Annotated in this window: 14 protein-coding genes; 9 read left to right on the top strand and 5 right to left on the bottom strand. The window is 55.3% G+C overall.

Going from position 1 to position 15,001, the window contains the following annotated elements; all coding sequences use genetic code 11:
- Nucleotides 1-5 precede the first annotated feature (5 nt).
- From groL to MBOO_RS05730, 6 genes are all read left to right on the top strand, one after another.
- Nucleotides 6-1,619 (top strand): chaperonin GroEL, encoded by a 1,614-nt coding sequence (gene groL / locus MBOO_RS05705; protein WP_012106636.1) that lies wholly within the window; start codon nt 6-8, stop codon nt 1,617-1,619.
- A 195-nt stretch (nt 1,620-1,814) separates the two neighbouring features.
- Nucleotides 1,815-3,170 (top strand): RecQ family ATP-dependent DNA helicase, encoded by a 1,356-nt coding sequence (locus MBOO_RS05710; protein ID WP_012106637.1) that lies wholly within the window; start codon nt 1,815-1,817, stop codon nt 3,168-3,170.
- A gap of 33 nt (nt 3,171-3,203) precedes the next feature.
- Nucleotides 3,204-4,757 carry an excinuclease ABC subunit UvrC gene (gene uvrC / locus MBOO_RS05715; RefSeq protein WP_012106638.1) on the top strand — a complete coding sequence of 518 codons (1,554 nt, stop codon included), beginning with the start codon at nt 3,204-3,206 and terminating at the stop codon, nt 4,755-4,757.
- A gap of 70 nt (nt 4,758-4,827) precedes the next feature.
- On the top strand, nt 4,828-5,202 hold the full coding sequence (locus MBOO_RS05720) for a ferritin family protein (protein WP_012106639.1): 375 nt from the start codon (nt 4,828-4,830) through the stop codon (nt 5,200-5,202).
- A 2-nt stretch (nt 5,203-5,204) separates the two neighbouring features.
- Nucleotides 5,205-5,993 (top strand): family 1 encapsulin nanocompartment shell protein, encoded by a 789-nt coding sequence (locus tag MBOO_RS05725; protein WP_012106640.1) that lies wholly within the window; start codon nt 5,205-5,207, stop codon nt 5,991-5,993.
- 45 nt (nt 5,994-6,038) lie between these two features.
- The gene (locus MBOO_RS05730; RefSeq protein WP_012106641.1) at nt 6,039-6,425 is read left to right on the top strand and encodes a hypothetical protein; all 387 of its coding nucleotides are present in this window, start codon (nt 6,039-6,041) and stop codon (nt 6,423-6,425) included.
- 40 nt (nt 6,426-6,465) lie between these two features.
- Here the strand turns inward: MBOO_RS05730 and queC are convergent, their stop codons facing one another.
- The 5 genes from queC to MBOO_RS05755 form a co-directional block, all read right to left on the bottom strand.
- The gene (gene queC / locus MBOO_RS05735; RefSeq protein ID WP_232385637.1) at nt 6,466-7,137 is read right to left on the bottom strand and encodes a 7-cyano-7-deazaguanine synthase QueC; all 672 of its coding nucleotides are present in this window, start codon (nt 7,135-7,137) and stop codon (nt 6,466-6,468) included.
- A gap of 176 nt (nt 7,138-7,313) precedes the next feature.
- A complete protein-coding gene (locus tag MBOO_RS05740) occupies nt 7,314-7,847 on the bottom strand; it encodes a chemotaxis protein CheW (RefSeq protein WP_012106643.1) in 534 nt (177 codons plus the stop codon).
- 17 nt (nt 7,848-7,864) lie between these two features.
- Nucleotides 7,865-9,343 (bottom strand): methyl-accepting chemotaxis protein, encoded by a 1,479-nt coding sequence (locus tag MBOO_RS05745; protein ID WP_012106644.1) that lies wholly within the window; start codon nt 9,341-9,343, stop codon nt 7,865-7,867.
- A gap of 5 nt (nt 9,344-9,348) precedes the next feature.
- Nucleotides 9,349-9,945, bottom strand: coding sequence for an acetate uptake transporter (locus tag MBOO_RS05750; RefSeq protein ID WP_012106645.1), 597 nt, complete (start codon nt 9,943-9,945; stop codon nt 9,349-9,351).
- On the bottom strand, nt 9,936-10,154 hold the full coding sequence (locus tag MBOO_RS05755; RefSeq protein ID WP_048068321.1) for a hypothetical protein: 219 nt from the start codon (nt 10,152-10,154) through the stop codon (nt 9,936-9,938). The genes MBOO_RS05750 and MBOO_RS05755 overlap by 10 nt, the downstream gene beginning before the upstream one ends.
- A gap of 314 nt (nt 10,155-10,468) precedes the next feature.
- On the opposite strand from MBOO_RS05755, the gene MBOO_RS05760 reads away from it, so the two are divergent.
- From MBOO_RS05760 to MBOO_RS05770, 3 genes are all read left to right on the top strand, one after another.
- Nucleotides 10,469-12,541, top strand: coding sequence for a PAS domain-containing sensor histidine kinase (locus MBOO_RS05760; RefSeq protein ID WP_012106646.1), 2,073 nt, complete (start codon nt 10,469-10,471; stop codon nt 12,539-12,541).
- A gap of 116 nt (nt 12,542-12,657) precedes the next feature.
- The gene (locus MBOO_RS05765) at nt 12,658-13,050 is read left to right on the top strand and encodes a response regulator transcription factor (RefSeq protein WP_012106647.1); all 393 of its coding nucleotides are present in this window, start codon (nt 12,658-12,660) and stop codon (nt 13,048-13,050) included.
- A gap of 229 nt (nt 13,051-13,279) precedes the next feature.
- Nucleotides 13,280-14,914 (top strand): hypothetical protein, encoded by a 1,635-nt coding sequence (locus MBOO_RS05770; protein ID WP_012106648.1) that lies wholly within the window; start codon nt 13,280-13,282, stop codon nt 14,912-14,914.
- Nucleotides 14,915-15,001: the final 87 nt, after the last annotated feature.

Raw genomic sequence — 15,001 nt, forward strand, 5'->3', positions numbered from 1 at the left:
AGAATATGGCAGGATCCAAACAGCTGGTGTTTAACGAGGAAGCGAGGAAATCGCTCCTTGCCGGAGTCAACAAGGTAGCTGATACCGTCAAGATCACGCTCGGCCCCAAGGGACGCTATGTGGTGATCGATAAGGCAACAAGCCCGATTGTCACCAATGACGGCGTCACCATCGCAAAGGAGATTGCACTCCATGATAAGTTCGAGAACATGGGCGCGAAACTGGTAAAAGAGGTTGCCCAGAAGACGCAGGACAAGACCGGGGATGGCACGACCACGGCAACGCTCCTTGCCCAGTCCATGATTGTCGAAGGGCTCAAGAACATCACCTCGGGATCAAACCCCATTGAGGTTAAGAAGGGAATCGATGCGGCCGTCAACGCGTCCGTTGGCTACATCAAGACCACGAGCGTGCCGGTCAAGGACCGGGCCAAGATCGTGCAGGTTGCCACCATATCCGCCAATAATGATGAGGAGATAGGCACACTCATTTCGGAAGCCATGGAGAAAGTGGGCTACAATGGGCTCATCAGTGTTGAGGACGCAAAGAGCCTGGAGACGAGCCTCGATGTGGTAAAAGGCATGCAGTTCGACCGCGGGTTCATCTCACCCTACATGGTCACTGACAACGAGAAGATGGTCTGCGAGTACGAAGACTGCTCAATCCTGATCACCGACAAAAAAATCTCGTCTGTCAAGCAGATGATCCCGGTTCTTGAGATGGTTGCATCCGAAGGAAAGCCGCTCCTGATCATCGCCGATGACGTTGAGGGTGAGGCGCAGGCCGCACTCTTCTTAAACATCATCCGCGGCGCCCTTAAGGTCTGTGCAGTGAAAGCCCCGGGATACGGGGATGATCGCAAGGCAATTCTCGAAGACATCGCAATCCTCACCGGTGCAACGGTTATCTCCGAGGAGAAGGGCATGAAGATCGACGGCGTTACCAAACGCGAACTCGGCCAGGCCCACGTGATCCGGGTTGATAGCGAGAAGACGCTGATCGTTGGCGGGAGGGGAGAAAAGAAAGCAGTTGAAGATCGCATGACCCTCATCCAGTCCCAGATTAACATCGCGGACTCCGAGTACAAGAAAGAAGAACTCAAAAAGCGCCTTGGGAATCTCGGCGGCGGTGTTGCCGTGATCAAGGTTGGCGCGGTAACCGAGACGGAGTTAAAAGAAAAGAAGATGCGTATGGACGATGCGCTCAACGCCACTAAGGCCGCAGTCGAGGAAGGCGTTGTGGTTGGCGGCGGGATCACGCTCTTTAGGGCCATCGAATCTCTGGATACCCTGAAGTTCGAAGACGACCGCAGGGTCGGGGTTTCCATTGTGAAGCGTGCGCTCGAAGAGCCCATCCGGCAGATTGCAAAGAACTCCGGTATTGAGGGTGCCGAGGTGATTGCGAAGATCAGGGAGCACAAGAACAAGCACTACGGGTACAACGCGAAGACCGGGATCTACGAAGACCTCATGGAGAACGGTGTTATCGACCCGGCAAAAGTCGTGCGGATCGGCCTCCAGAACGCGGGTTCTATCGCCGGCCTGATCCTTTCAACCGAAGTCCTGATCACGGACTTCAATGATGAAAAAGATCAGAAGTCCGCAGCGATCATTATCTAAAACCCCCCGGATAAATCCCCCTCATACCGTTTTCTTTTCCTTTACGGAGTATGGATAACGTTCCCTCTTTTTTGTGGTATCTGTCCTTTTTAGTTTCACCCTCCGCGCTCCGGGGTTCATATACCGTCCTGCCGCACTCCTCATCACACATCGTCGTAATCCGGGCGGCCGACCCGCCTGACAGGAGCATTCTTCGTGAACACGACCCCCACATCCATCGCACGTATCGCCCCCGGATCGCCGGAGAATCCCCTGACCCTGCTCAGGAAATACTGGGGTTATCCGGCATTCCGCCCGCACCAGGAAGCGATCATTGCCTCCATCATCGGGCACAACGATACGCTTGCGATCATGGCAACCGGCAGCGGGAAATCGCTCTGCTACCAGCTGCCGGCGGTGTATCTTGGCGGCCTTACGATCGTGATCTCGCCGCTTCTTGCGCTCATGAAAGACCAGGTGGATGCGCTCAATGCCCGGGGCATCCCGGCCGCCGCGTGGAACAGCCTGCTCGATTCGGCCGGGCGCAGTCGGATCGAGGCGGCGATGCGGGACGGAAGGCTCCGGATCCTCTTTGTCTCACCGGAGAAATGCCTGCAGCCGGGATTTCTCGAATTCCTGCAGGAGTTTCCGGTCCGGCTCGTTGCCATTGACGAGGCGCATTGCATATCGGAGTGGGGCCATGATTTCCGGCCCGAGTACCGCGACCTTGCCCGGCTGCGGAAATGCTTCCCGTCCGCACCCGTCATCGCGCTCACGGCCACGGCAGTTCCCGAAGTGCGAAAGGATATCAGCCGGCAGCTCGGCCTTGTAAAGCCCCAATCGTTCGTGGGCAGTTTCTGCCGGGAGAATCTGGAGTACCGGGTGATAAAGAAGAAGAACCCGTTAGTCCAGCTGGCAGACATCTGCTGCCGGCACAAAAACGAGTCCGGCATTGTGTACTGCTTAAGCAAGAAAGAGACCGAGGAGTGCGCAGCCGATCTCAAGAAGCGCGGCTTTACGGCGCTTGCGTACCATGCCGGCCTATCCCGTCCGGTCCGGGAGGCCGTGCAGGACGCGTTTCTCAAAAATACCTCCCGGATCGTCTGCGCCACAGTTGCATTCGGCATGGGCATTGACAAACCCGACGTGCGGTTTGTGGTCCATTACGATCTCCCCAAGTCTGTTGAGGGCTACTATCAGGAGACCGGGAGGGCCGGGCGGGATGGGAAGCCTGCTGAATGTGTCCTGCTCTACAGCCGGGGGGATGCAGTCCGGATCCGGTATATGCTTGACCATGACGGTGCGGGTGAACAGGCATCCCGGATAGCGCAAAAGAAACTCCGGGACATGACGGGATACTGCGAGACAATCGGCTGCCGGAGAAATTTCCTCCTCGCGTATTTTGGCGAACAGCCGGCCCGGAAAAACTGCGGGTCCTGCGATGCCTGCACCGGGAAAGTTCCCGGAACCGAAGGAAAGATCCGGTCCCGGCGTTCCCCAAAACGATCCGGGAGTGCCGCACCGGTTGGCGTCACGATCCCACGGCGCACTTACCCGATCCCGAGCGTTTAAGTCACCGGCCCCCGGATATTTCTCTGGTAAGCCATGATCGATACCGCAGGCCTTCCCGAGAACCCCGGCTGCTACCTCTATTCAGATGCGGACGGGAGGATCATCTATGTGGGAAAGGCAAAGAACCTCAAAAAGCGGGTATCGAGCTATTTCACAAAAAAGGATCACGACCCCAAGACCCGGAGCCTGGTTGCCCATATCGCCTCGGTGGATTTCGTTGTCACCGGCACGGAGACCGAGGCTTTCCTTCTCGAAAACACACTCATCAAAAAGCACCAGCCCAAGTACAACATCGATCTCAAGGACGCCAAGCGCTATGCCTGGATCGAGCTCACCCGGGAAGAGTTCCCGCGCCTGGTGATCGCCCGGCGGGCAACGGATGATGGCACATTTTTTGGGCCGTTTGTCTCTGCGGCCGAACGGGACCGGGTGCTTGCCGTGGCAAAAAAAGTCTTCCATCTGCGGACCTGCAAAAAACTCCCCAAGCGCCCCTGCCTCCGGCGCCACATGCAGTCCTGCAGCGCTCCCTGCACGGGAAAGGTAAGCCCGGCAGAGTATGATGAGAACGTAAAAAAGGCAGCCCTGCTCCTGAAGGGGAAGTCCACCGAGCTGCTCGATGAGCTCAGGCACGAGATGGCAGAACGGGCATCCCGTGAGGAGTACGAGCGGGCGCTCGTACTGAGAAACGAGATTAACGCAATCGGGCACCTTGCGGACCGGCAGCATGTGGAGAGGCGGCGGGAGTACGATCAGGATGTGATCGCGTACCAGGTAACGGACGGGAAGGCATACCTCACCGTGTTCAATGTGGAACGGGGAACGCTTGCAAACAAGGAGGAGTTCACCTTTGAAGCCGGCGAAGATATCCTTGAAGAGTTTCTCGTTCAGTACTACTCGGATCGCGAACCCCCAAACGAGCTGATCCTCGGTCACGAGACCGACCCCGCGCTTGCCGGGTTCCTTTCGGAAAAGAAGGGCCGGCAGGTAGAGATAGTAGTGCCGCAGCGGGGAGAGAAGAGACAGCTCCTGGACCTGGCAAGAAAGAACCTGGAGATCGCGTTCTTCCGCGACACCCTCAAGAGCGCTGAGCTGGGCGCAGCCCTTGGCCTGCCGCATCCCCCTGCCGTGATCGAGTGCTTTGATATCTCGCACCTTTCCGGCACCGCCATGGTAGGATCGATGGTGCAGTTCCGGGACGGCAGGCCGGACAAGTCCGGCTACCGGCGCTTTAAGATCAAAACCGTAGAGGGTATTGATGATTTTGCCTCGATCGCAGAAGTGGTAAAACGGCGGTACACCCGGCTCATCGATGAGCATGCCCCGTTCCCGGACCTTGTCATTATTGACGGGGGAAAAGGACAGCTTTCAGCAGCACAGGAATCGTTGGCAGCGCTCGGGGCCAGCGCCCAGCCGGTCATTGCGATTGCAAAACGCGAAGAGGAGATCTACACTCCTCATAATGCACTTCCGCTCAGGCTCGACAAAAAAAGCATCGCCCTCCGTTACGTCCATGAGATCCGGGACGAGGCGCACCGTTTCGCTATCACCTACAATCGCCTGCTTCGGAAAAAGAAGGTCATTACCTGATCCTGCCACGAGTCAAAAGTATTTATGGTACGTAAGAGACTATTGACCTTACAGAATTACGGAGGATACCATGCCTGACTTTTTCAACCCGTTCAGCGGAATGGTCCCGGAACGCAAACTGACCAAAGAAGAACTTATTCGTGTCGTCCGGCTCGATGTTGCCGGGGAGCTTGAAGCAATCCACGGGTATATGGCCCATGCAGAGGCGACCGACAACGAGCTTGCAAAGGCGGTCCTTACCGATATCGCCAATGAAGAGCGCGTGCATGTCGGGGAACTCCTGCGGCTCCTTTCCATCCTTACCGGTAACGAGGATGAATTCTATAAGAAAGGAACGCTTGAAGTGGACACCCTTGCAGGACAGATCGGGGCTGCCGGCGCTGCTGCACCCGTGACAAAGGAAGAACCGACAATAGGTTCGCTCAAGAACACAAAGGAGGCATAATTATGGCAAATGTATATCTCGGACGCGACGAGGCACCCATTGGTGCAGAGTCCTGGAAACTGATCGATGATGTGGCAGTCCAGGCAGCAAAAGGCCAGCTTGCCGGGCGCAGGCTGCTTGCAATCGAAGGGCCGTACGGATTCGGGCTCAAGGCAATTCCCCTTGGGGACTATGCCCTTGAGGACGGGATTAGCGCGAGCGTCTCGCTCCCGCTCTCCCTGATCCGGACCGAGTTCTCGCTGGGCAAGCGCGATCTTGCGGCCTATGAACGCGATCACCTCATCCTTGACACGGCCCCGGTGGCCTGTGCAGCCATGGATGCAGCGGCAAAGGAGGACCGGATCATCTTTAACGGCCTTGCCGGGACCCCGGGCCTCCTCAACGCGGAAGGTGCCGGATCGCTCACCCTTTCAAAGTGGGACAAGGTCGGAGCCGCTGCAGACCAGATTATCGATGCGGTGACCAAACTCGACGCAGCAGGATTCCACGGGCCCTACAGCCTTGCACTTGCGCCGGCCCAGTACAACCTCCTCCTCAGGCGGTACCCGCAGGGAGACGGGACCGAGCTCGACCACGTCTCGTCTATTGTGGGCGACGGTGTGATTAAGGCCCCGGTACTCAAGAAGGGTGGCGTGCTCGTTGCCTCGGGCAGCCAGTATGCCTCGGTTGCGCTTGGCCAGGATCTCGCAGTCGGGTATAATGGCCCGGTCGGGGATCTCTTGGAGTTCCAGATCTACGAGAGCCTTGCGCTCATTGTCCGGGCACCTGAATCCATCCTCGTGCTCAAGTGAACACTCCCTTTTTTTTTAGAGATTTTTGTGGAGTGAGACCTGCGTATGTTCTCCAGAAACATTGTCCTGTATGCATCGCTTTTTCTGATCATTGCAGCGCTTGTAGTGGGCGCCGGCTGCCTGAGCACCGTTACTGTCGGGGACAACTCGGCCGGTCCTGTTCATGCTCATTACCAGTACCAGGACTCCTGGTCGCCGGGACTGGGCTGCTACAGCCACCTGACGGGATACGTGTATAATGCGGGAAACGTATCCACGCAGGACCTGCGTCTGGACTTCAACCTGGTCAATACCGGCACCGGGACGATCCGGGACTCCCGCTCTATCTACATCGGCAGCATTGCACCGGGCGATACCAAAAACTACGAGATGATCCTTGATGGCGAATGCACGCAGGACTACCGGGTAGATTTCGCTGTAGAAAATCCCTGACCCGCCGGCCGGGAAAATCAGGAACTTTTTTTTGGATCTTTTACGGTTCGTATTCCAGCGGATCGGCGGCACCTGCTTCCCGGAATGCCTCAAGGCGTTCGGTGCAGGCCCCGCATTTTCCGCATGAGCGCTCTTTGCCCTTGTAGCACGACCAGGTATTGGCGTAATCAACCCCAAGACCGATCCCTTTTTTTGCGATATCACCCTTGGAGAGCATGAGATAGGGCACCTGGAGCACCAGATCGTTCCAGTCGCAGAGATGGAATGCGGTGCTCATGGCACTCACAAAAACCGGGCGGCAGTCCGGGTAGATTGCATGGTCCCCGGCATGTGCCGCGTAGAACAGGTGACCGGCCCCGATGCCGATGGCATAGGATGCGGCAAGGCTCAAAAAGACCATGTTCCGGTTCGGGACCACCGTCTGTTTCATGCTCTCTTCTGCATAATGGCCTTCGGGAACGTCCCGGTCGGCCCGGGTCAGGCTGGACGGTGCAAGATCGTTGAGCACCGAGAGGTTGACAATTTTGTGGGGAATGGAGAGTTTTGCACAGGTCTTTTGTGCGCACGCGATCTCTTTTTTGTGTTTCTGGTGGTAATCGAACGTGATCGCACTGACCTCGTATCCCTGGTCGATGAGATCGTAGAGGAGGGTGGTGCTGTCCATCCCGCCTGAAAGAATAAGAACCGCTTTCATGCCGGTACCTGTTTCCATCACACTGGTATTTGAGGGGAACTATAATAAGGAAGCGGCGGGTTTGCAGTCAGCCGGTGAACGCTACCCGCGGGATGTGAGCCGGTGCCCGGAGGGACGTGCATATTTCCGGGGTCTGGCTTCAGTCGGATCTAAAAAAAAAAGAAACGGGTGCGTCAGTATCCTTTTGATGGATATCAGGCCGCTGAATCGAGATCGCCGAGCAGTTTTTTTATGTCGATCCAGATGATAAGCTCGTTTATCTCCTTGTCTTTTACCTTGACCTTGCGCTTGATGATCCCGATGATTGCCGTATCCTCGTGACTGATCGATGCGGATGTATGGTCGACCTGGTTGCCTTCGAAGGTGGAGACCGAGGTCACATCGTCGACCAGGATCCCAACCTTGGATGAGGTGATCTTGTCATCAAGGACAATGATCCGCGAGGTTTCGAGTGCGGTTGTGCTCGCATCGGTGATGTTCAGGCGGTGCTTGAGGTCAATGATCATCGTGATCTCGCCCCGGAGATCAATGATCCCGCGGACATAGGGAGCGACATTGGGGAGCTTGGTGATCGTGGTGTACTCCACAACTTCTTTCACATCGAACAGATCGATGGCGAAATGCTCGTTTCCGAGCACAAACTCCACGACCTGGATGGAGCTCATGCCGCCCTGGGATGCAGACGGGGATTTTTCCGCTGCCAATGGTTCACCTGACTTTACCGTCATGGCCACCATCTCCCGGATTAGTCCACCTTGAATTTCCGGTTGGCTTCCATTGCCTCGACGGCCACATTATTGACGGTCTGGATCATCCGCGTGATCTCATCAAGGGCAGCTGCAGATTCCTCGGTTGCCGCTGCGGCGTCCCCGGCCTCTTTTGCGGTCCGCTCGATAATCCCGCCGACTTCGTGGACGCTTGCGGTAATTTCCTCGGTGGTTGCGGCCTGTTCTTCGGTTGCGGCCGCTACCTCGGATGCACTGTTCACTACCGTCTCTGCCGCGGTCTGGATCTTCCTGAATGCGGCAAGGGCATCGGCGGACGCGGCAACTCCCTTGTCTACGAGCTCTTTTGAGGCCTCCATTGCGTCGGTTGCCTTCTTTGTGGCCGCATTGAGCTGGGTGATCATGTCCTCGATCCTTTCCGCGCTGGACCGGGATTCCTGGGCAAGGGATTTGACCTCGGATGCGACAACGGCAAAGCCTCTGCCGTGCTCTCCGGCCCGGGCTGCCTCAATTGCGGCATTCAGTGCAAGCAGGTTTGTCTGGTTGGCAAGGTCGCGGATGAGCACGATGATCTTGCTGATGTCTGCCATCTGCTTCTCGATCTCTTTGACGATCCCGTGTACGTTCGTGGTAGACACGGTGATCTCATCCATATCCTTGTTGACTGTCTCCGCAAGGATCGCACCGTCTTTTGCTGCATCGTTTGCGCTCTTTGCCTGGTTGGTGACACTCTCCATACTTGAGGTGATTTCCTCAACTGCCGCGCTCATGTCCTGCATGGCCTTGGAGATCTGGTCGACGCCCTCGGCTGCATGCTGGGCATTTTCGCTGACTACCCCGGCATTCTTTGCGATCTGGTTTACGCCTTTTGAGGCATCCTCGATGCTCCGGTTCGCATTGTCAGCCGTTGTCGTGAGGTTCTGCATCTGCTTGTTGACATCCCCGATGTTCTTTTCGAGACTGACTACAATCCCGCGAACGGCATCGCGGAGTTTGACAATCTGTTCGTACGTTGCCTTCGTGTCCTCATCCGGCTTGGTAATCTCGTGGCGCACGGTCAGGTCCCCGGCTGCCATCTTCGCATAGACCACGCTCAGGTCGGCAACCTCTTTTTCCATATATTTCTGGACCTTCACATGGGACGTGATCTCATTGTACGTGATATAAACGTACTTTACTTCCCCATGTTCGTTCAGGATTGGCATATTTGTCCTGACAACAACGTGGATCCCGGAGGAGGATTCAAGCGTGCTGCTTCCATGGGTAGTCCGCCGGGTACTGATAGACTCTGCCACCGACTCCCCGCTGTTCTCAAGATATCTGATCATATTCTGGTCACGGAAATCCGAGAACCGGATTGCCATGAGGCGATCCTTGGAAAACCCTACCATTCTGCAGAAGCCATCGTTTACAAGCTGGAACTTCTGGTTTGCATCTACGACTGCCTGTGCGAGCGGATTTTTCTCGAACATCTCTGTTAAATCCTGTACTTCAACCATTTTCATCACCCGAGTCTTACGACTGTTTCTTTCCACACTTCGTTCATGATCTGCCCAAAGCCGACATATACTGCAGAGAGTCCGCAGAGGATCCCTTCAATACCGGCAATTACGATGATGGTGCTGTTCCCGAGCGCATTTCCTACGATCAGCAGGAGGAAGAGCAGTACCAGGAGGCCAAAGACCACCTGCATGGATTTTGCCATCCTGAATGTGATCAAAAACATCCCAAGCGAGAACATCCCCCATATCCCAAGGAAACAGACAAGCCCCTCTCCGGAAAGAGCAGGCCCCCATCCCCAGATGGGCATAAGGATCAAAAACACCAGAGAGATCCAGAAAAACCCGTACGAGATAAACGCTGTCATCCCGAACGTGTTGTTCTTTTTCCATTCCATAAGCCCTGCAACGATTTGGGCAAGGCCGCCATAGAAGATGCCCATGGCAAACACCACGGAGCCCATGGCAAATATCCCGGCATTATGCATGTTCAGGATAATCGTCGTCAGACCGAATGCCAGGAGGCCCAGGCCTCCCGGGTTTGCAGTCATATCTACAAGCCGAAACTCGTTTTTAAATACCGAATCTTCCTTTACTTCCATGGTACGTTCACCCTTCCCTGGACTTCCCTGATCTCATCTAATCCTGAAGCATGAAGGATAGCCTGAAGCAGCATGACTCTCCCGACAGCAATGTTACCTGATGGATAGACATATGCATCATCAGTCAGGGACGATGGCACGTTCATCCGGCCCTGGGAGATTTTCTTCCTGATGGTCATCGGACTGGAAACTTCGCTTGATGTTTGCATGGCAAATACCTTTCACCTGTCAGGAGATCGTGGATGCCGGGAAACGGATTTTTTCTGCCCGACGTTGTTTTGACAACGATTCAGGGCAGGATCTTTCCCGGATATCGGGCAGATACTGCACACTTCTCCCGATCGTTTTCTCTGTGTTATCTGGTGCCGTGAATGCACATTTGCTGTGCCTTTTGCGGCTGTATTGCATCATGTGCTAAAAATTGCATATAAACATAATTAAATGCATGGCATATAAGTTTCGCAAAGAGAAACTTTTTAATATATGTGTGCAAACCTGAAACATAGAGTCTAAGACGGGAATTATGCAGGAGCACCAGGAAGAAATCTCAAGGATCCGTGAAGAACTTGAGCAGCACCCGGAAGGGCTGAGTATTACTGATATAGCCGGCCTGCTCGGTCTTAACCGTAATTCAGTTGCCAGGTACATGGACCTCCTGCAGATCCAGGGCCTGGCTGACGGGAGGAAACGCGGAACCTCCAAAGTCTATTACCGGTCCCGCCGGGTTCCCGCAGATTCCCTTAGGGAGATCTGCTTCCAACCGTTTGTCACGTTCGATCAGGATGGGGTTGCGACTGATTACAACCCGGCTTTTTCCCGCTTTGCCGGTCTTTCCCGTGAACAGATCCTGGGCAGGGCGCTTGATACCTTTCCTTTCCGGATACCGGAGGGTGGTACGCTCCAGCAGGTATTCCGTACCGCATTCAAGGGCGGGGAACAACAAGTGCAGGCATCTCTTCTCATCAAAGGTGAAGAACATTCCCTCCGCCTGATCCTTGTTCCTCTTGTGTTTGCAACCGGAAAACCGGGTGTCGCGGTTATTGCCGACACGGATCGTGGGGAAGCAGCGGTGGGTCAGAACCCTCAATCCCCGTTCCCTGAATTCCAGAAACTTCTCGATCACCAGGTTGAATACGTTGTCCGGTACAGCCCCGAGGGCATCATCCTCTATGTCAACGAACCCTACTGCCGCGCCATGGCGCGATCCCGCGAAGACCTGATCGGGAGGCCGTTCAAGCACCTGGTCCCGGGAGAGGATACCGAACGGATCGCTGCCAACCGCGCACGGCTCAACCCGAAGTACCCGGCAGGCATGATCGAGTTTCGTGCCATCATGGCAAACGGCGAGGCGCGCTGGCAGCGCTGGTGGGACCATGCCCTCTTTGACGATCGCGGGCAGCTGGCGGGTTATTTTTCCTGCGGCCTGGATATCACCGAAGAAGTCATGGTCAGGGGAAAACTCAAAAAAACCCAGGATATGCTCGAGGAGACAATTATTGCACGGACAAACGAACTCCGCGAGATCAACCGGCAGCTCTATGACGAGATGACGCGGAGGGAAACCATGGAACAGCAGCTCCTCATGACCCAGTTTGCTATGGATAACGCGGCGGACATGGTGTTCTGGATCAACCGCAACGGTGTTGTGGATTACGCAAACAAGGCTGCTGTAGAAGGCGGGGGCTATTCTGCTGTTGAACTCGCCGCTACGGGGCTTGGCGATCTTTTTCCCCTGCCCTCCGCATATTCCTGGAACAATGTCTGGGATCATCTCAAGCGCGAAGGAACGATACAACAGCAGATTGAGATGATAAAAAAAGACGGGACCAGGATACCGGTGGAGATAGTTCTGCGGTATCTTGCATATCACAAAAGCGAGTTTGTATGCTGTTTTGTCCGGGACGTGTCCGAACGGAAGCGGATGGAGCATACCCTGCACCTGGCAAACCGGAAACTCAACGTGCTTGCCAGCATCACCCGCCACGATATCCAGAACAAGGTAACGGTCCTGCTGGGCTACCTGACCCGGGCAAGAAAACGGGAGACGGACCCGGAGATCCGGGAATATCTCGATCGGCAGGAACGGGCTGCAAAGGCGATCCGGGACGAGATCTCCCTTACCCGGGATTTCAAGGACCTGGGGACTGATTCCCCCGAATGGCTTAATATCCGGGATCTGGTGGGTGCAGCTGCAAAAAGGTTCGGGGATTCTGCACCCCGTTTCTCCCTTGAACTTCCCGAAAATCTTCTCGTGTATGCGGATCGCCAGATCGAACGGGTGTTCTTACGGCTGTTTGAGACTGCCTTAAATTCCCCCTCGCCCCCGCAATCGATCCGGATATTCTCGCGCGGGGATCAGGACAGGATCGTGATCTGCGTAGAGCATGAAGATGCCGCAATTATGGCAGAAGCGACCGCGAAAAACCCGGCAGCTGCTGAAGAGGATATGGGAGAGCGAAGCCTTGCCATTATCAGGGAGATCCTCTCCCTGACCGATATCACCCTTGAAAAAACCGGGGAGCCGGGAAAAAGTGTTTGCTACGAGATAGTTATTCCTGCCGTTTCCTATCGCTACTCTTCGCGGATAGAGGATTGAGGCAGGGCTTTTCCGGTACCCCGTCCCGGCTATATCCTATGATTATACCGATACCGATTGCACGGCAAATATGCGTACCATTTATATAGCAACACCGTGCAATCTGCACACGGATTATGACAAGAATTCTCATTGTCGATGATGATGCAGATATTCTTGAACTACTGCGTCTTGAGTTTGAGGACGATCCCGGATGCAGTGCAGATTGCGTTACCGATCCGGCCCGGGCGCTGGAACTGGCACGCACTTCCCGGTACGATGCGATTATTACCGACTGGCGGATGCCGGAAATGACGGGAGGTGAATTTGTCCGGGCCCTGCGAAAGCAGGGATGCAGATCGTATATTATCATCTACAGCGGCATGGACCCGGACCAGGAGATGTTCCAGACTCTTGAGACCGATGCAGACCAGTATATTCTCCGCCGGGGAAATCCTGACAGAGAATTTGGAGAATTAAAAGAGGGCATACGGGCCCTTCCATTACATCCTGCTTCCACGGTGCCATAACTCCGGCCGGTACGGGTGGCCCCCAAATGAATAATGCAATGGGCAGGAACTCTCTCTAAGAAAGACCGGCATTTTCCTGCCGCCATCGTTCTCACTATCTCCTTTGTGTACCTGATCTGCATATACAAGAGCATCCGTCCGGCAGCATCGTGGTTCCGGCACACTGCGGGATAACCTAAAAAGCATATCACTTCAGACAACAAAAAGGAGATCAGGAGTCTATTAAGATATGGCCGGCCCGTACCTGAAAAGTGGTGAAACCATTGTCCTGACTACGGACCGGGTGCTTATTGGCGACACTGAGTATGACGTGATCCTGACCAGCCAGCGCCTTGCCCTTGTTGACAGCGGCCATACCGGTGACGAGCCCCGGGTAGTCCCGTTTGCCACGATTATCTCCGTCAAAGGGGCAGTGACCCCGGCACGGGAGCCGGTCATCACCCTGTCTGTTCTTGATCCGACTGACGGCGATACCTCAAAAACCCTTGACCTGATCTTTTCCGAGCAACCGTACGAGGACCGGTCAGTAGAATGCGATCTCTGGGTAAAGAAACTCATCGAGCATATTGTTACTGTCCGCCAGGAACCTGAAGAGACCCAAAGACCCCTTGCCGGGAAAAAGGCACGGGGAATGCAACCCTCGGTCCGCCGGTTTATCGCCCCCGATGTCCCCCACCCTCATACCCAGGTATCCCAAAGCCCCCGGCCTTCAGAGGAACTGCTCTCTGCAATGCAGACCGTGCCTTGGGATAGCAAGGATAATTCTGCCGAGAGGCTGGAGACAGAAGAACTGCCTGAAGCCGGGACCCGTCTTTATGAGTCCGAGGCAGAGGTTCCGGAATTTGTTCCCGAAAGTGAGCCGGAAGAGAAAGGTTATGTACCCGTTAAAGAGAGTCCGGAGCCTGCCCCTGCCGGTGAAATGCTGATTCCGGAAGAACCGGATCTGGAATATTTGGCACCGGAACCTGCCAGCAACATGCCCCTGACGGAAGGAAAGGATCCGGAACCTGCCGCTTATGGGGAACAAACCCCTGCGGCAACGGCGCCGGTAACTCCCTATAGGGAGCTGGTACCTTCGAACCCTGAGGAGTACGAAAGTTTTGCCGGGCGGGAAGATCCTGTGGCAGGACCTGTCGGGAACCTTGAAGAGCTGTCCCGGCAGATCGAGGAAACGGAACCGCTCGGGGCCGGGGAAGCTGAACCCGTTCTTCCTGCTGCGTCATCGGGACCGTCCGGGCTGCCTGAAACGGTTGTTTTCCCGGTCCTCTCTGTATCTACTTCCAGTGCCTTGCCCGATCCTGTCCATTCTGCCGGTGTACCGGCAGGAACTAAACCCACAGTGCAGCCATCCGCAGCGCCACCGGAAAAACAGAGGATGCCGGTAACCGGCATCATTGCCGTGGCCGTTGTTATTTTCCTTCTCCTCGGTGCCATTGTGTTCCTTGCCGCCCCGCCCTTTCTGGAACAGGGAAAAGGAGGAGAACTGCAGACTCCTGCCCCCTCCCTGACGCCGTTATCCGGTGCAACACCGGTTCCCACCGGTGGGATCCCTCAACAGGGAATATGGATCAGGGTGACCTACAACGGGACGTATTACGGGAAGTACGGGAATCCGGGAAGTCTCACTGAAGTACGGGGAAGCGGAGATCAGGTGTACCTGGTAAAAGACGCCACTGCACTGGTACAGGCCGGGTTCCAGAAGCTGGATTTATCCGGGAACAACCTGACCGTGGAAGTCTACAACAACGGCTCCATGATCACTCAGGCTTTTAGAAACAGTCCCGGGGCTGAGGTGAACATTCTCGTAAACTCTACAACGGGAAAACCCCCCTATGTGCCGACGCTTACAACCGCAGCAGTGTAAACACTTCCTGCGTGACCGGGATATTTTTCCTAATCGCATATTTGGGATGGCTGAAAAGCACTATTTTTGGTAAAAATATAACGGGGA

This window comes from Methanoregula boonei 6A8, assembly GCF_000017625.1.
Lineage (GTDB): Archaea > Halobacteriota > Methanomicrobia > Methanomicrobiales > Methanospirillaceae > Methanoregula > Methanoregula boonei.